18 protein-coding genes and 1 tRNA gene are annotated in these 14,658 nt (G+C 58.0%); 11 read left to right on the top strand and 8 right to left on the bottom strand.

Annotated elements, in window-relative coordinates; translation table 11 throughout:
* Positions 1-252: 252 nt before the first annotated feature.
* Positions 253-669 (top strand): GNAT family N-acetyltransferase, encoded by a 417-nt coding sequence (locus ACSIPU_RS15105; protein ID WP_032729153.1) that lies wholly within the window; start codon positions 253-255, stop codon positions 667-669.
* 178 nt (positions 670-847) lie between these two features.
* On the opposite strand, the gene ACSIPU_RS15100 is transcribed toward ACSIPU_RS15105, so the two are convergent.
* Positions 848-1,495 carry a TetR/AcrR family transcriptional regulator gene (locus tag ACSIPU_RS15100; protein WP_004107023.1) on the bottom strand — a complete coding sequence of 216 codons (648 nt, stop codon included), beginning with the start codon at positions 1,493-1,495 and terminating at the stop codon, positions 848-850.
* An 80-nt stretch (positions 1,496-1,575) separates the two neighbouring features.
* Here ACSIPU_RS15100 and ACSIPU_RS15095 point away from each other — a divergent pair, with 80 nt between their 5' ends.
* Positions 1,576-3,072 carry an MDR family MFS transporter gene (locus ACSIPU_RS15095; protein ID WP_032729150.1) on the top strand — a complete coding sequence of 499 codons (1,497 nt, stop codon included), beginning with the start codon at positions 1,576-1,578 and terminating at the stop codon, positions 3,070-3,072.
* On the opposite strand, the gene ACSIPU_RS15090 is transcribed toward ACSIPU_RS15095, so the two are convergent.
* The gene (locus ACSIPU_RS15090; RefSeq protein ID WP_016809974.1) at positions 3,069-3,983 is read right to left on the bottom strand and encodes a LysR family transcriptional regulator; all 915 of its coding nucleotides are present in this window, start codon (positions 3,981-3,983) and stop codon (positions 3,069-3,071) included. The genes ACSIPU_RS15095 and ACSIPU_RS15090 overlap by 4 nt on opposite strands.
* Positions 3,984-4,085: 102 nt before the next feature.
* On the opposite strand from ACSIPU_RS15090, the gene ACSIPU_RS15085 reads away from it, so the two are divergent.
* The 4 genes from ACSIPU_RS15085 (at position 4,086) to ACSIPU_RS15070 (ending at position 7,133) form a co-directional block, all read left to right on the top strand.
* On the top strand, positions 4,086-4,712 hold the full coding sequence (locus tag ACSIPU_RS15085) for a pyridoxamine 5'-phosphate oxidase family protein (RefSeq protein WP_004107016.1): 627 nt from the start codon (positions 4,086-4,088) through the stop codon (positions 4,710-4,712).
* Positions 4,712-5,182 (top strand): nuclear transport factor 2 family protein, encoded by a 471-nt coding sequence (locus tag ACSIPU_RS15080; RefSeq protein ID WP_004116531.1) that lies wholly within the window; start codon positions 4,712-4,714, stop codon positions 5,180-5,182. The genes ACSIPU_RS15085 and ACSIPU_RS15080 overlap by 1 nt, the downstream gene beginning before the upstream one ends.
* Positions 5,183-5,438: 256 nt before the next feature.
* A complete protein-coding gene (gene nlpA / locus ACSIPU_RS15075) occupies positions 5,439-6,248 on the top strand; it encodes a lipoprotein NlpA (protein ID WP_017145214.1) in 810 nt (269 codons plus the stop codon).
* A 24-nt stretch (positions 6,249-6,272) separates the two neighbouring features.
* Positions 6,273-7,133: a DMT family transporter gene (locus ACSIPU_RS15070; protein ID WP_032729149.1), complete on the top strand. Its 861-nt coding sequence runs from the start codon at positions 6,273-6,275 to the stop codon at positions 7,131-7,133.
* Here the strand turns inward: ACSIPU_RS15070 and ACSIPU_RS15065 are convergent.
* Positions 7,125-7,679 carry an NUDIX hydrolase gene (locus ACSIPU_RS15065; protein WP_004116525.1) on the bottom strand — a complete coding sequence of 185 codons (555 nt, stop codon included), beginning with the start codon at positions 7,677-7,679 and terminating at the stop codon, positions 7,125-7,127. The two genes, ACSIPU_RS15070 and ACSIPU_RS15065, sit on opposite strands and share 9 nt — an antisense overlap.
* A 169-nt stretch (positions 7,680-7,848) precedes the next feature.
* Between ACSIPU_RS15065 and ACSIPU_RS15060 the strand changes: the two genes are divergently transcribed.
* Together ACSIPU_RS15060 and ACSIPU_RS15055 are read left to right on the top strand one after the other, a co-directional pair.
* Positions 7,849-8,628 carry an MBL fold metallo-hydrolase gene (locus ACSIPU_RS15060; RefSeq protein WP_032729148.1) on the top strand — a complete coding sequence of 260 codons (780 nt, stop codon included), beginning with the start codon at positions 7,849-7,851 and terminating at the stop codon, positions 8,626-8,628.
* A 14-nt stretch (positions 8,629-8,642) separates the two neighbouring features.
* Positions 8,643-9,596: a GlxA family transcriptional regulator gene (locus ACSIPU_RS15055; protein WP_032729147.1), complete on the top strand. Its 954-nt coding sequence runs from the start codon at positions 8,643-8,645 to the stop codon at positions 9,594-9,596.
* Here ACSIPU_RS15055 and ACSIPU_RS15050 read toward each other — a convergent pair.
* From ACSIPU_RS15050 to ACSIPU_RS15035, 4 genes are all read right to left on the bottom strand, one after another.
* On the bottom strand, positions 9,593-10,642 hold the full coding sequence (locus ACSIPU_RS15050) for an NAD(P)-dependent alcohol dehydrogenase (RefSeq protein ID WP_004107002.1): 1,050 nt from the start codon (positions 10,640-10,642) through the stop codon (positions 9,593-9,595). The genes ACSIPU_RS15055 and ACSIPU_RS15050 overlap by 4 nt on opposite strands.
* A 158-nt stretch (positions 10,643-10,800) precedes the next feature.
* A complete protein-coding gene (locus ACSIPU_RS15045) occupies positions 10,801-11,103 on the bottom strand; it encodes a putative quinol monooxygenase (RefSeq protein ID WP_023321791.1) in 303 nt (100 codons plus the stop codon).
* A gap of 1 nt (position 11,104) precedes the next feature.
* Complete coding sequence (locus ACSIPU_RS15040) at positions 11,105-12,112, bottom strand: zinc-binding alcohol dehydrogenase family protein (protein ID WP_032729146.1); 1,008 nt, start codon at positions 12,110-12,112, stop codon at positions 11,105-11,107.
* A gap of 112 nt (positions 12,113-12,224) precedes the next feature.
* Positions 12,225-12,692 carry a DUF3237 domain-containing protein gene (locus tag ACSIPU_RS15035; protein ID WP_004106996.1) on the bottom strand — a complete coding sequence of 156 codons (468 nt, stop codon included), beginning with the start codon at positions 12,690-12,692 and terminating at the stop codon, positions 12,225-12,227.
* Between the two features lie 200 nt (positions 12,693-12,892).
* On the opposite strand from ACSIPU_RS15035, the gene ACSIPU_RS15030 reads away from it, so the two are divergent.
* From ACSIPU_RS15030 to ACSIPU_RS15020, 3 genes are all read left to right on the top strand, one after another.
* Positions 12,893-13,348, top strand: a complete 456-nt coding sequence (locus tag ACSIPU_RS15030; RefSeq protein ID WP_004106993.1) for a helix-turn-helix domain-containing protein — start codon at positions 12,893-12,895, stop codon at positions 13,346-13,348.
* Positions 13,349-13,368: 20 nt separating this feature from the next.
* Positions 13,369-13,923, top strand: a complete 555-nt coding sequence (locus ACSIPU_RS15025) for a PIN domain-containing protein (RefSeq protein ID WP_224227089.1) — start codon at positions 13,369-13,371, stop codon at positions 13,921-13,923.
* A 278-nt stretch (positions 13,924-14,201) separates the two neighbouring features.
* Positions 14,202-14,324: a hypothetical protein gene (locus tag ACSIPU_RS15020; protein ID WP_094298907.1), complete on the top strand. Its 123-nt coding sequence runs from the start codon at positions 14,202-14,204 to the stop codon at positions 14,322-14,324.
* 38 nt (positions 14,325-14,362) lie between these two features.
* On the opposite strand, the gene ACSIPU_RS15015 is transcribed toward ACSIPU_RS15020, so the two are convergent.
* Positions 14,363-14,457: transfer RNA gene (locus ACSIPU_RS15015), tRNA-Sec, on the bottom strand.
* Positions 14,458-14,658: the final 201 nt, after the last annotated feature.

Below are 14,658 nucleotides of genomic sequence, written 5' to 3'. Positions count from 1 at the left end.
CGGCGGTTACAGGCTCTGAACCGAGTAGTCATGCCTGCTACAGGCTATTTATCACGGGTTTCTCCATGGTTTAAGATGATGAGAATGATCGTTCTCATTTTTTCCATTATACGTCTGAACCGAATGATGGGAAGATTTTTTACACAAAATTTAGTGCAGGGAATTTAGTCAGGAAATAATGGAGAAAAAAAGGATATTTTGTGAAAGTAGGGTGGTGAATGGTCTGTGAAAAATAAAAAATGGAGATAATCAATGGCATTAATAATAACAGAGAACATTAATCCTACCGATCAAGAAGAGCTGCTGGCGGGCCTGCGGGAATACAATTTGCGCTTTCTCGACCCGGCTCAGTTCGGCGAGCTGGGCATTTATTCACGCGATGAAGCTGGCGCGATGCGCGGCGGGTTGATTGCCAAACGCAAAGGCAGCTGGCTGTGCATTGAGTATTTGTGGGTCAGCGAAGCTTCGCGCGGCAGCGGCCTGGGCAGCAAGCTGATGTATGAAGCGGAATCCCAGGCGCGGGCGCGCGGCTGTAGCCATATGCTGGTGGATACGTTCAGCTTTCAGGCGCTGCCGTTTTATCAGAAGCTGGGCTATCAGCTGCAGATGTCGCTGCCGGATTTTCCGCACGCGGGTATGCAACGCCATTATTTATCGAAAGTCTTGTAAATCTGGCTTCAGGAGACCATCCCGGAGGCGGCGCTGTGCGCCTGTCCGGGCTACCCAATTGCAGGCGGCTGTGAACCGGGTTAAATCCCCCGGATGGCGGCTGCGCTTATCCGCGCTACTCAACCGCAGACGGTTATAAACCTGTAGCCCGGCTAAGCGCAGCGCGAGCCGGGGGGAATTAGCCGCCGATGCCATTGTCTGTCAACGCCAGGGCATGGCTGACAATCATCTCCCGGTCTACCGATTTTAACCGCGGATCGGTGTGGGTGCGGGAGAACGGCACCAGCACCAGGCTTATCAGAGTGGTAAACAGCAGCTCCGGGGAGAGCGCCGGATTAAGCTTGCCCTCCCGCTGCCAGCGGCGCACCGTCTCCAGCATCTTATGATACTTCTCATCGCCAAAACGCGCGTGCATATGCTGGCGCAGCACCGGCATCTCGCCGATGATCTCCTGCATCCACAGCGGCGCGAACCACGCGTTTTTCTCCGCCATGGTCGCCAGGGTTTTAATGAGCAACGTAAAGGCGGTGACCGGATCGTCGCCGTGCGCGACAAAAATCTGTCCGATCTCGCTGCGTAGCGGCATAAAGCGCTCTTCAACCAGCTTTTCCACCAGCGCTTCACGCGAGCTGAAGTAGTAGTGCAGCATCGCGGGCGTCACCCCCGCCTCTTTAGCAATGGCGTTCAGCGAAATGCGGGCGATCCCGTGGCGCGCAAACAGCGCCAGGGCAATATCCATCAGCTGTTCGCGGTTGGCGGAGCCGGATTTTTGCCCGCGCGGACGACCGGGACGACGCGGCGCTTCGTTGTCTTTTTGTGCTGACATCTTGTGGCGATCCCTTGACCAGATTCATCATTTCCCTAAATATTAATTATGCATTTAATTAATTTCAAGCGAGTGATGCTATGACATCTGAAGTCGCCACCCAACCGGCGGTACCCTCGATCCGCCTGCTCTTCAGCGCCCTGCTGCTGGTGATGCTGCTCTCGGCGCTGGATCAGACCATCGTCTCCACCGCGCTGCCGACCATCGTCGGTGAACTTGGCGGGCTGGATAAGCTTTCCTGGGTGGTCACCGCCTATATCCTGAGTTCGACCATCGCGGTGCCGCTGTATGGCAAATTTGGCGATCTGTTCGGGCGCAAAATTGTCCTGCAGGTGGCGATTGTACTGTTTCTTGCCGGTTCCGTTCTTTGCGGGCTGGCGCAAAATATGACCCAACTGGTGCTGATGCGCGGCCTGCAGGGGCTGGGCGGCGGCGGCCTGATGGTGATCAGTATGGCGGCGGTGGCTGACGTTATCCCTCCCGCCAGACGCGGCCGCTATCAGGGACTGTTTGGCGGCGTCTTTGGCCTGGCGACGGTCATCGGGCCGTTAATTGGCGGCTTCCTGGTGCAGCACGCCTCCTGGCGGTGGATTTTTTATATCAACCTGCCGCTGGGGCTGTTTGCGCTGCTGGTGATCGGTGCGGTTTTTCACAGCAGCAACAAACGCAGCCAGCATCAGATCGACTGGCTGGGAGCGATCTATCTCAGCATGGCGCTGCTGTGCATCATCCTGTTTACCTCCGAGGGCGGCAGCGTCCGCGCGTGGAGCGACCCGCAGCTGTGGTGCATCCTGGCGTTTGGTCTGGTCGGGATCGTTGGCTTTATTCATGAAGAGCGGCTGGCCAGCGAGCCGATTATTCCGCTCTCCTTGTTCCGCAACCGCAGCTTTTTGCTGTGCAGCCTGATTGGCTTTGTTATCGGCATGGCGCTGTTTGGCTCGGTGACCTTTCTGCCGCTCTATTTACAGGTGGTCAAAGAGGCGACGCCGACCGAGGCGGGCCTGCAGTTAATTCCGCTGATGGGTGGCCTGCTGCTGACGTCAATCATCAGCGGGCGCATTATCAGCCGCACCGGCAAGTATCGCCTTTTTCCGATTATCGGCACTCTGCTGGGGGTCATCGGCATGGTGCTGCTGACGCGCATCACTATTCACTCCGCGATGTGGCAGTTGTACCTGTTTACCGGGGTGCTGGGGGCGGGCCTGGGGCTGGTGATGCAGGTGCTGGTGCTGGCGGTGCAGAACGCGATGCCCGCGCAGATGTACGGCGTGGCGACCTCCGGGGTCACGCTGTTTCGATCGATTGGCGGTTCCATCGGCGTGGCGCTATTTGGAGCGGTGTTTACGCATGTGCTGCAAAGCAATCTCCAGCGCCTGCTGCCGGAAGGCGCGCAGCTGCCGAGGGCGCTGAACCCGGCGGCGGTGCAGAATCTTCCGGCGGAGATTCGCCTCGATTACCTGGATGCCTTTGGGTCCGCTATTCATGCGGCGTTTCTGATGGCCGCCTGCATTATAGCGGTAGCGTTCGCGCTCTCCTGGTTCCTGAAAGAAGCGCCGTTAAAAACCACCGCAGGCTAGACGGCGGCGGCAATACGTAACAGCGCCTGGCGCAGTGCCGGTGTGGCAAAATCGATAAATTTACGCAGCTTGAGCGGAGCCAGATCCCGGGAGGTGTACAGCAGGTGCACCGGCACAGGTTCCGGCTCCGTCGCTTGCAGGATCATCCGTAATTCGCCGCGGGCCAGGCCATCGATCGCCTGGTAATGCAGCAGTCGGGCCACGCCGACTCCCTGGCGGGCAGCCTCGGCGGCGCTCTCCGGCGTGGTCAGTGACAGCACCGGCTGCACCAGCACCAGCCGGTCCTCCGCCTCTTCGGCGTGAAAGCGCCAGCCGCGGTAAGGCATCGGTGATTCAATACCAATGATCGGTAGCGCGGCCAGCTCGCGCGGGCGTTGTGGTATGCCGTGTTTTTCCAACAAAGCCGGGTGGGCGCAGGTCACGATGCGCATCTCGCCCAGCCGGGTGGCCACCATCCCGCTGTCCGGTAGCGGGCCGATACGTACCGCTAAGTCAATATGGTCGCCCACCAGGTCGGCATTGCGGTCGCTGAGCAGCAAACGGACGCGAATCTGCGGGTAACGAGCGAGAAAACGGGCGACTATCGGTAAAACATGCAGGCGCCCAAACATGGTTGGGGCTGAGAGAACCAGTTCGCCTTTTGGCTCCTGATATTCACCCGCCGCCTGGCGCTCGGCGCGCTCTACCTCTTCCAGAATGCGCCGCGCGGCGGCGACATAATCGACGCCGGCATCGGTCAGCGTCTGCTTGCGCGTAGTGCGGATCATCAGGCGTACGCCGAGGGTATTTTCCAGTTCGCCAATCTGGCGACTGACGGTAGTCAGGGGCATATTCAGCGCCCGCGCAGCCGCCGACATACTGCCGAGTTCGGTCACTTTTACCAGCAGCGCCATCGCGCTAAGTCGGTCCATAATTATCCCGTTTTACGGAAAGATGATTGTCATATTCCCACTATTATCTTTTCTGCCAGCACAGTCCATGATGAGTTACGCCGCAACGCATCGGGAGGATCTATGCCAGCAGAATTTCTTGATATCGCCATGACGCCGGACGTGATGGATGTCCAGCATGAAATGGGCAGCGATGAGCTGTGGCAGGCGCCGCATCGCCAGCGCCGGGGTGAGCGCTTCGGCGCCAGCGAGGAGGCGATGATTGTCACCCGCGACAGCTTCTATCTGGCCACCCTTTCGCAAACCGGCTGGCCCTATGTTCAACATCGCGGCGGTCCGGTGGGCTTTGTGCATCTGCTGGATGAAACCACCCTGGCGATGGCGGATTTTTCCGGTAATCGCCAGTACATCACCACCGGCAACCTGCGCGGCAGCGATCGAGCCTGTCTGTTTTTGATGGATTACCCGCGGCGTGCCAGGCTGAAAATCTACGCCACCGTAGAGGTTGTGGCGGTGGATGCCGACCCGCAGCTGCTGGCGCGGGTGGCCCCGGAGAACTATCGGGCCCGGATTGAGCGCATTTATCGTTTCCGCTTACAGGCTTTTGACTGGAACTGCCCGCAGCATATTACCCCGCGCTACACCGCCCGACAGGTGGCGGAGTATAGCCAGACGCTGCAACAGCGTATTGACGAGCTGGAGCGGGAAAATCAGCGCCTGCAGCAGCGTATTCATACAGGAGATTCATGATGACCGAACAACGTCCGCCTCTGCCGCCGTTCACCCGCGAGAGCGCCGCACAAAAAGTCCGTGCCGCTGAAGATGGCTGGAACAGCCGCGATGCCGCTAAGGTCGCGCTGGCCTATACCGTCGATAGCGAATGGCGTAATCGCAGCGAATTTGTTCACGGCAGAACGCAGATTATCGACTTCCTGCAGCGCAAATGGCGTAAAGAGCAGGAGTACCGGCTGATTAAGGAGTTGTGGGCGTGGAGCGATAATCGTATTGCGGTACGCTTTGCCTATGAGTGGCACGACGACAGCGGCAACTGGTTTCGTTCATACGGCAACGAAAACTGGGAGTTTGATCGGCACGGCCTGATGCAGACGCGCTACGCCTGCATCAACGATCTGCCGATAACCGAAAGCGAGCGTCTGTTTCACTGGCCCCAGGGCCGTCGTCCGGACGATCACCCGGGGCTGAGTGAGCTGGGGCTGTAAGGCGCTGTTCTGCGGAACGAGCCTCACCGTTGAAGAGATCCCCGGAGGCGGCGCTGCGCACCTGTCCGGGCTACTCGATCGCAGCCGGCGGTGAATCCGTAGCCCGGGCAGGCGCATCGCGCCGCCCCCGGGAGAAAGGGGGAAGATGATTTTATTTCCGGTTGCGGTTTTTGCGTTTAAAACCTCCCCACAAAGTCGTTATAGTTTCAGACGAAAAAATAATAACGATCTTCTATGGACTGATGGGGTGATAACAATGAAATTGCGTTTACGGACAGCCGCCGCCGTGGTGCTGGCGGGCCTGCTGCTGGCGGGCTGCGACCAGAAGGGCAGCGATGCGAAACACATTAAAGTCGGCGTGATTAACGGCGCGGAACAGGATGTGGCGGAAGTGGCGAAGAAAGTGGCCAAAGAGAAATATGGCCTCGACGTTGAGCTGGTGGGTTTTAGCGGCTCGCTGCTGCCCAATGAGTCCACCAACGCCGGCGATCTGGACGCCAACGTCTTCCAGCATCGCCCGTTCCTCGAACAGGATAATAAAGCCCACAACTATCACCTGGTAGCGGTAGGCAACACCTTCGTCTTCCCGATGGCGGGCTACTCGCGCAAAATTAAATCCGTCACCGAGTTGAAAGACGGCGCGACGATTGCCATACCGAACGACCCGACCAACCTGGGGCGCGCGCTGCTTCTGCTCCAGCAGGAAAAGCTGATTACCCTCAAAGCGGGCACCGGCCTGCTGCCGACGGCGGTCGATATCACCGACAACCCGCATAACCTGAAAATAATGGAGCTGGAAGGGGCGCAACTGCCGCGCGTTATCGACGACCCGAAGGTCGACGTAGCGATCATCAGCACCACCTACCTGCAGCAAACGGGCCTTTCCCCGGTGCGCGACGGTATCTTTATTGAAGATAAAAACTCGCCCTATGTGAACATCATCGTGACCCGCGAAGACAACAAAGACGCGGAAAACGTCAAAGCGTTTATCCACTCCTACCAGTCGCCGGAAGTGGCGAAAGCGGCAGAGACAATCTTTAACGGCGGCGCGGTGCCCGGCTGGTAATCACTCACACAAGGAGACGTGGCGATGACCCGGCAACGCCAGGCTGATTTGCTGCTCATAGCCGCGACGGTTATCGCCGCCTGCGGATGGATTTTTTCCCGGGAAGCGATTGCCGGTATGCCGGTTTTCGCTTTCCTCGGTCTGCGCTTTTTCTTCGCCGCGCTGCTGCTGCTGCCTTTCTGCCGCGGCTTTCGCGTCGGCAGGGAGCACTGGCCGCGCATCATAATCAGCGGTCTGTGGTTTGCCTTAAACCTGTGCCTGTGGATCTACTCGGTATCGACGACCCCGTCGCTGGGCGAAGGGGCGTTTATCATGAGCCTGTCGATGCTGTTCGTGCCGCTTATCGCCTGGGTGATGATGAAGGCGAGGCCGGCGCGGGCCTACTGGGAGTGCCTGCCGATAGCGGTTGTCGGTCTCGGCTTGCTCAGCCTGCATATGCCGATTGCGTTTCACCCCAGCCAGGGTTGGTTTCTGCTGACCGCGCTGGTGCAGTCGATCTGGTTTTGCTACACCAGCAAAAGCGCCCGCGAGGTGCCGCTAATCCCGCTGACCACCGTGCAGCTCGGCATTACCGGGATTGTTGGACTGGGGGTCTCCGCCGCCGTCGAAAGCTGGGATCAGCCGTTTACGCTGCCGACCTTCGGCTGGCTGCTCGCCAGTATCGTTATCGCCACCAGCCTGCGCTTCGGCCTGCAAATGAAGGGGCAGAAGTACGCGGCGGTCGCCAGCGCGGCGATTATTATGGTGCTGGAGCCGCTGCTGACGGTGATTGCCGCGGCGCTGTGGTACGGCGAACAGCTACCGCTGCAGAAAATTATCGGCGGCCTGCTGATCCTCGTCGCTCAGCTATGGTTCCGCTGGCGAATGCTGAAGCCGCTACGCTAAACCGGTACGCCGCTGCGCCATCAGATGCAGCAGCGGCACCAGCGATAGCCCGTCCGGCATATCGCCGCGGGCGATCATCTGGCCTATCTCTTCGAGGGTAAACCAGCCCGTTTCCATCACTTCGTCCTGATCTTCATCCATTCCCACCCAGGCCAAATCGCGGGCCAGCCAGGTAATAAACAGCTGATCGCTGCTGCCGTAGGAGGGGTTATAGCGGATAATTTCTTCAGCGTGCTGCGCCTGCCAGCCGGTCTCTTCTCGCAGCTCCCGCAGGGCCGCCTCGCGCGGGTCTTCGCCTTCATCGACGCCGCCGGAAGGAATTGCCCATACCACCCGATCGATCAGGTAACGGTAGTGGCGAATCAGCAGCACTTTGTCATCCTGCATCGCCACAATCCCTACCGCCGGGTGCGGGTAGTGAATAGAGTAAAAATCCCGCCGATCGCCGGGCGCCATATCAATCCCAACCTTGCGCATACTGAACCACGGACAATGCGCCAGAACTTCGGCATCATGCAGGTCGTCTGAGGTGAGTTTCTTCTTCATCGTCGCCACTGTTTCTGAAAAATAAGCCTTCAGCACACCATAGCCGGGCGGCGATGGCAACCGTCGCAGATTGGCCCGATTTCATCGTTCATTGCCCAAACGCCCATATTGCGCCAGGCTTGTGGGACGTACGATGTTCAGCAGATGACCGCGAAGAGGAATGAACATCATGAAAATCACCCATGTGCGTAATGCCACCCAGCTTATTGATTATGCGGGTAAAAAGTTTCTCATTGACCCGATGCTTTCTGCCAAAGGCGCCTGGGCGGGCTTTGCCGGTACCGCGCGCAGCGAATTGCGTAACCCGCTGGTGGATCTGCCTTTTTCCATCGAAGCGATCGTTGACGTGGATGCCGTGATTGTTACCCACACCCATCAGGATCACTGGGACGAAGCGGCGATCGCCGCGATCCCCAAAACCCTGCCGGTTTACGTCCAGCATGAGGCCGACGGACAGCTACTGCGCGGGCAGGGCTTTCGCGATATTCGTCTGCTCTCTGAGGACAGCGCGTTTGCTGACGTTGCGCTGGTAAAAACCAACTCGGGCCAACACGGCAGCGACCGCACTTATGCGGTGCCGGCAATGGCCGAGCGCCTGGGCGAGGCCTGCGGCGTGGTGCTGCGCCATCCGCAGGAGAAAACCCTGTGGCTGGTGGGGGACTCTATCTGGCGCGATGCAGTGGAAGCCGACATGCTCAGGCTGCGCCCTGAGGTGGTGGTGCTGAATGCCGGGTATGCGCACGTCATCGGTTTTGGGCCGATCATCATGGGCAAAGAGGATGTGCTGAAGGCGCACTTCACCCTACCGGATGCCAAAATCGTCGCCAGCCATATGGATGCGGTGAACCACTGTCTGCTGAGCCGCGATGAGCTGCGCCAGTACGTGGCTGACAATCAGATTGCCGGGGCGGTCAGCATCCCGCAGGATGGGGAAAGTATGGTCTTTTAGAAGCGGAGCGGGCGATGAAACTGACGGAAGTGGCGATTGTGGCGGTGGACGGGTTTAGTCCGTTTCACTACTCGGTGCCCTGTATGCTGTTTGGCGATACGGTCTCGGAAACCAAACGCTTTAACCTGCATATTTGCGCCGAACACCCCGGGCTGCTGAACGCTCGCGACGGCTTTGCGCTGAACGCCAGCGGCGATTTTTCCACTCTGGAGCAGGCGGATATTGTGGTGGTGCCTTACTGGGGGGCGGTGAATCAGCGTCCACCGCAGCCGCTGCTTGACGGCCTGGTTCGCGCGCGTAACAACGGTGCGCAGATCGTCGGCCTGTGTCTCGGGGCGTTTGTGCTCGGCTACGCCGGGCTGCTGGATGGCAGGCGTGCGGCGACCCACTGGGAGTTCGAGCAGGATTTTCAGCACCTGTTTCCGCAGGTGCGGCTGGATATCAACGCGCTGTACGTTGACGATGAGGGGATCATCACCTCGGCGGGCACCGCGGCGGCGCTCGACTGCTGCCTGTATCTTATTCGCCAGCGCTTCGGCAGCCTTGCCGCCAATCAGATCGCCCGGCGGATGATCGTCCCGCCGCACCGGGAGGGAGGACAGGCGCAGTTTATCGCTCAGCCGGTACCGAAAAACACCCGCGACGCGCGGATAAACGGCCTGCTTGAGTATCTTCAGCAGCATATCCGCGAATCGCATAATCTCGATTCGCTGGCGCAGGTGGCGGCGATGAGCCGCCGTACCCTGACCCGCCATTTCGCCAAAGCGACCGGTATGGGCATTGCCGACTGGCTGGCCGCCGAGCGCCTGCGGCGCAGCCAGATCCTGCTGGAGGCCGGGGATTTACCCGTCGGGCAGGTGGCGGAGGAAGTGGGCTATCGCTCCGCCGTAACCTGGCGTCAGCAGTTTAAAGCGCGCTTTGGCGTCAGCCCGGTGGAGTGGCGGCGCACCTTTCGTCGCCGGGCTTAGCCGCCGAGCGTGGCGCTGTCGATGACGAAACGGTATTTCACGTCGCCTTTAATCATCCGCTCCCAGGCCTCGTTAATCTGGTCGCCGCGAATCAGCTCAATATCGGCGACGATGCCGTGCTCGGCGCAGAAATCGAGCATCTCCTGAGTTTCCGGGATGCCGCCGATCATCGATCCGGCAATTGACCGGCGGCGGAAGATCAGATTAAACACTTCCGGCGAGGGATGCGGCGTGGCGGGCGCGCCCACCAGCGTCATGGTGCCGTCGCGTTTGAGCAGCGTGGTGAAGGCATCGAGGTTATGCGGCGCCGCCACGGTGTTAAGTATAAAGTCGAAGCTTTTCAGATGGGCGGCCATTTCGTTTTCGTTGCGCGAGACCACCACTTCGTCCGCGCCCAGCTCTCGCGCCGCGTCACGCTTGGATTCCGAGGTAGTAAAGGCCACCACGTGGGCCCCCATGGCGTGGGCCAGCTTGATGCCCATATGCCCCAGCCCGCCGATGCCCACGATGCCGACTTTTTTGCCCGGCCCAACGTTCCAGTGGCGAAGCGGCGAGTAGGTCGTGATACCCGCGCACAGCAGCGGCGCGACGGCGGCCAGCTGCTCTTTGGGATGGGATATGCGCAGCACGTAGCGCTGATGAACAACGATCTGCTGGGAGTAACCGCCGAGCGTGTGGCCGGGCGCATCCTGCGTCGGGCCGTTATAGGTGAGCACCATATGATCACAGTAGTTTTCCAGCCCGTCCCGGCACTCCTCGCACTCTTTACAGCTATCGACCATACAGCCGACGCCCACCAGATCGCCAACGGCGTGACCGGAGACGCGGCTGCCTACGGCGGTCACCCGGCCGACGATTTCATGACCCGGTACGCAGGGATAGAGCGTCCCTGCCCACTCGGAGCGCGCCTGGTGCACATCCGAGTGGCAGACGCCGCAATAATCAATGGCGATCTGCACATCATCCGGCCCCGGCTCGCGGCGGGTGATGGCCATAGACCCCAACGGCTGGCTGGCCGAATTCGTTCCAATAGCGTTGATTTGCATAGCAAAACCTCTTCTACATAATGGCGTTGAATAAAACGGAGGGGGAGAGCGTTTTTTGAGCGGCAGGATCAAGCGTAGCCTGGTTGAGGCGCAATGGGAGGGGGAGAGCTCAAAGGGTTAAAGATGGGCTCACCCCCGCAAACGGAGTGCAGAAAATATCAGGGCGCGACGGGCGTCAGATAATCCAGCCGCAGCGGCCCGGCAAGCAGGCTATCCATCTGCGCAATAAAAGCCTGGAAGTGCGGCAGGGCGATATGCGCGTCCAGAGCCTCCTGATTGCGCCAGGATTCGCGCATATAGAACGTATCCGGCGCATCGCGCAGCTGAAACAGGGCGTAATCAAGATTGCCCGGCTCCTGACGCGTGGGCAACAGGAGCGCCCGCAGGGCCTGGCGCAGCGCGTCGTTGTAGCCCGGTTTCGCCGTCAGCACCGCGAGAAGTGAAATCGCCTCGCCGCTCATCTTAAAAGCCCTCCAGCACGATTTTGCCCACCGAACGCCCGGTTTCCAGCTGCGCGTGCGCTTTTTGCAGGTTGGCGGCGGTGATGGCGCCGTAGTGCTCGCCGAGGGTGGTCTTAATGGTGTCGTCGTCAATCAGCGCCGCCACGCGGGTCAGCAGCTGATGCTGGGCGATCATGTCCGGCGTTTCGAACATTGAGCGGGTAAACATAAATTCCCAGTGCAGGGAGATGCTTTTCGCCTTCAGCGGCACCACGTCGAGGGTTTGCGGATCGTCGATTAGCGCCAGCTTGCCCTGCGGTGCGAGAGCGGCGATCAGCTGCGGATAGTGCTGGTCGGTATTGGTCAGGCTGGCGACGTGGGTTACCGCTTTGACGCCAATCCGCGCCAGCTCTTCAGCAAGCGGTTTGCTGTGATCGATAACATGATGCGCGCCCGCTTCCCGTACCCATTTCTGGCTTTCCGGACGCGAGGCGGTGCCGATAACCGTCATACCGGTGAGCTTGCTGGCGAGCTGGGTCAGTATCGAACCGACGCCGCCCGCCGCGCCGACGATCAGCAGCGTGTCGCCCGCGTTGCCGCCTTCCTCTACGCCAAGGCGGTGGAACAGCAGCTCCCATGCGGTGATGGCGGTGAGCGGCAGCGCGGCGGCGGCGGCGTTATCCAACGAACGCGGTTTGCGGGCGACGATGCGTTCGTCCACTAACTGAAACTCGCTGTTGCTGCCCGGACGGCCCAGCGCGCCGGCGTACCACACTTCATCGCCCGCGGCGAACAGGGTTACCGCGTTGCCGACGGCTTTAACTACGCCAACCGCGTCCCAGCCCAGCACGCGCGGGGTATCGGCGTTAAAGCCGGCGCGGACTTTGGTATCCACCGGGTTGACGGAAATGGCCTTCACTTCAACCAGCAGATCATGCCCCTCGGCAACCGGCTGCGGCAGCTCGATGTCGGTTAAAAAAGGAATGTTGCTGCCTTCGGTCGCTGCGCGAGTAATGGCGATCGCTTTCATACACTCTCCGGTTTTGAATGAGGTTCATCGTTTGAATGTATTGAGGATAGACCGCGGCACGTGGGGGAAAAATGGCCCGGCGGCGATAACAGTTATATTGAAAAAGTGAAAATCAGCGGACGCGATAAAAATCGAGCGTTACGCCGTCCTGGGAGCGGCCGCCGGAACAGATAAACAGCGAGGTGGTGAGCCAGCGCAGCGCCGGCGCATCCACTTCGAAAGTCGGTACGGTACGAAAATAGATCGCTTCCGGCGGTATATCGCTAAAAAAGCGCATATCGTCGCCAAAAAGACGTTCTTTATACTCTTCGGGTAGGCGTCGAATGCCGTTGTTTTCAATATATACCGTGCCTCCTTCCACGTGTAAGGCATAGCGCGCGGAGAGGCGGCAGGTGCCGTCAGGCTCGATGATCTGGCTGTCGACGCCGCCGGGTAAGACGTGTCCGTTGAGCTCACCGCGTACGATTCCGCTGAGGATAGGGATCAGCTGACGTTTCCCGCTCTGCGGGCTGCGGGAAACGATGACCGGTTTGTCGACCTGAATGGTGATAGAGAAGCTGTGTTTGAGTTCGGGTGTCATCATTGGTCTCCTTTTTAAGCCACGTTATCCCGTTAGTGTAAGGATTTAAAGGTGAAGGGAATAACGCAAACATTGGATGGAAATGATTGGCTGGGGAGATGGGATCTGAAATCGGCAGGCTTATTTTCGTTTATTTCGAATATTGAGAGTTTCGAATATTTCGAATATACTCGCCTGTATGACTCACAGGAGGCAATCATATGACTACACTGACTCATCTCAACCTTCCCGATCGCCAGGAGAGCGAACTTGCGCAGCGCGGACAGCGTGAGCTTGCGGCGTATCTTTCCACCAGGCTGGAAACACAGCGTATTGCCATTGTAGGAGAGGATGATAAAGCTCATACCATAGAGCTACCTACAAGTGCGCTGACATTGCTGATGGAGATATTGGGGGAGTTGGCTAGCGGAAATGCGGTACAAATCGTTCCCGTACATGCGGAACTCACAACCCAGGAGGCGGCAAATATACTCAATGTCTCTCGTCCGCATATGGTTAAGCTCCTGGAAGCGAGGAAGCTCCCATTTCATAAAACGGGGCGTCATCGCAGAGTGTTGTTTGCCGATCTTATGGAGTATAAGAAACGCAGGGAACAGGAGAGCCTGGACGCGATGCAATCATTGGCCGATCAGGCGCAGGACTTAGGGATGTATTAATGTGACATTCACCTTATCCGGTGATTTTAGATGCCTGTGTGTTATATCCGGCACGACTCAGAGATTTGCTGATGCACCTGGGGATTGCCGGGCTGTATCAACCAAAATGGAGCCGCTGCATTCAGGATGAATGGTGCAGAAACTTGGTTGCTAATCGGCCTGACATTCTGCCAGAGACGCTTCAGCGTACTGTCAAAATGATGAATTCCGCCTTACCAGATGCCAATGTTACGGGATATAAGGGATTAATAAGTAATCTGCATCTGCCGGATCCCAACGACAGACATGTTCTTGCCGCAGCGATAAGAGCGAAAGCTGAAATTATTGTAACGCTTAACCATAAGGACTTTCCGCCAGAACTTCTGGGTCCATATGAAATAGAAACGCTTCACCCTGATGCGTTTATTTCCGATCTCTTCGATCTTAATCATGCTCTGACGCTTGAAGCCGTCAGGCGGCAGCGACTGTCTCTAAAACATCCATCTATGGCGGTCGATGAATTTCTTGAAATGCTGCTAAAGCAGGGTTTACCGATGACGGTAAAGGAATTAGCGCATTATCAGTATGCTATTTAAACGACTACAAGCTTGAGTTGTTCGAGATAACCAAACAACTCAGCCGTCTGGTGAGTCTTAAACCTGTTTTGCAGGGGGCATGTTTACATTTAAGTTATCTATGAGGGACGACGTTAAGTGTTCATTTGCCATATAACCTCCGGATTAACCTACTTTGGTTCGCATAGCATGTCAGAAGAGCATAAATTTCATTAGACGGGCGATTAACCCGGCGTCATTTGGGAGCGGCTATCCAGAAGGTGAACATGTCCGGCCGTCAGACGAGATGAAGCGTGTTGTTGACGCTTTTAAAGGAACAACTGGATGCCGTGGCGGCGGAAGAGGGGGTGAGTCTCGCGAGCTGGTTTAAAGAACTGGCGAGAAGCGCGCTAAAAGCGAAAGGCATTGAACCGAAAGGCTGATTTTCTGGATAAGTTCACATGGATAAAAATGATTGAACTGGCGGAAGATCACAGGAGTTGAACCTGCCCGGGACCGCTGGCGGCCCCAACTGGATTTGAAGTCCAGCCACCTCACCGGAGATGACGATCTTCCGCGCCTCGATTGCTACATGGAGGCGGGCGCATTATAGCTACTTTCCTGCATTAACCACATCCCCCAACGCACTTTTTTACTGCGAAAACTGGACTTTACAGAACCTTCTGAAACATTCCCTTGCAAAATCCGTGGCTTACACTTTTACACACTCTTTCAGGCTACCGGGATCACATAAAACAAGAAACGTAATTTGATTAT

This window comes from Klebsiella sp. HN106, from assembly GCF_051209435.1.
GTDB lineage: Bacteria > Pseudomonadota > Gammaproteobacteria > Enterobacterales > Enterobacteriaceae > Klebsiella > Klebsiella oxytoca.
Note: the sequence above shows the minus strand (reverse complement) of the source record. Positions and strands in the feature narration are given on the sequence as shown.

Excerpts from the sequence above, each read along its gene's own strand:
- ACSIPU_RS15040 (WP_032729146.1), bottom strand. The coding sequence starts at position 12,112 with ATGAAAGCGATCGCCATTACTCGCGCAGCGACCGAAGGCAGCAACATT.
- nlpA (WP_017145214.1), top strand. The coding sequence starts at position 5,439 with ATGAAATTGCGTTTACGGACAGCCGCCGCCGTGGTGCTGGCGGGCCTG.
- ACSIPU_RS15070 (WP_032729149.1), top strand. The coding sequence starts at position 6,273 with ATGACCCGGCAACGCCAGGCTGATTTGCTGCTCATAGCCGCGACGGTT.
- ACSIPU_RS15055 (WP_032729147.1), top strand. The coding sequence starts at position 8,643 with ATGAAACTGACGGAAGTGGCGATTGTGGCGGTGGACGGGTTTAGTCCG.
- ACSIPU_RS15105 (WP_032729153.1), top strand. The coding sequence starts at position 253 with ATGGCATTAATAATAACAGAGAACATTAATCCTACCGATCAAGAAGAG.
- ACSIPU_RS15085 (WP_004107016.1), top strand. The coding sequence starts at position 4,086 with ATGCCAGCAGAATTTCTTGATATCGCCATGACGCCGGACGTGATGGAT.
- ACSIPU_RS15080 (WP_004116531.1), top strand. The coding sequence starts at position 4,712 with ATGACCGAACAACGTCCGCCTCTGCCGCCGTTCACCCGCGAGAGCGCC.
- ACSIPU_RS15100 (WP_004107023.1), bottom strand. The coding sequence starts at position 1,495 with ATGTCAGCACAAAAAGACAACGAAGCGCCGCGTCGTCCCGGTCGTCCG.
- ACSIPU_RS15065 (WP_004116525.1), bottom strand. The coding sequence starts at position 7,679 with ATGAAGAAGAAACTCACCTCAGACGACCTGCATGATGCCGAAGTTCTG.
- ACSIPU_RS15090 (WP_016809974.1), bottom strand. The coding sequence starts at position 3,983 with ATGGACCGACTTAGCGCGATGGCGCTGCTGGTAAAAGTGACCGAACTC.
- ACSIPU_RS15050 (WP_004107002.1), bottom strand. The coding sequence starts at position 10,642 with ATGCAAATCAACGCTATTGGAACGAATTCGGCCAGCCAGCCGTTGGGG.
- ACSIPU_RS15045 (WP_023321791.1), bottom strand. The coding sequence starts at position 11,103 with ATGAGCGGCGAGGCGATTTCACTTCTCGCGGTGCTGACGGCGAAACCG.
- ACSIPU_RS15060 (WP_032729148.1), top strand. The coding sequence starts at position 7,849 with ATGAAAATCACCCATGTGCGTAATGCCACCCAGCTTATTGATTATGCG.
- ACSIPU_RS15095 (WP_032729150.1), top strand. The coding sequence starts at position 1,576 with ATGACATCTGAAGTCGCCACCCAACCGGCGGTACCCTCGATCCGCCTG.
- ACSIPU_RS15030 (WP_004106993.1), top strand. The coding sequence starts at position 12,893 with ATGACTACACTGACTCATCTCAACCTTCCCGATCGCCAGGAGAGCGAA.
- ACSIPU_RS15035 (WP_004106996.1), bottom strand. The coding sequence starts at position 12,692 with ATGACACCCGAACTCAAACACAGCTTCTCTATCACCATTCAGGTCGAC.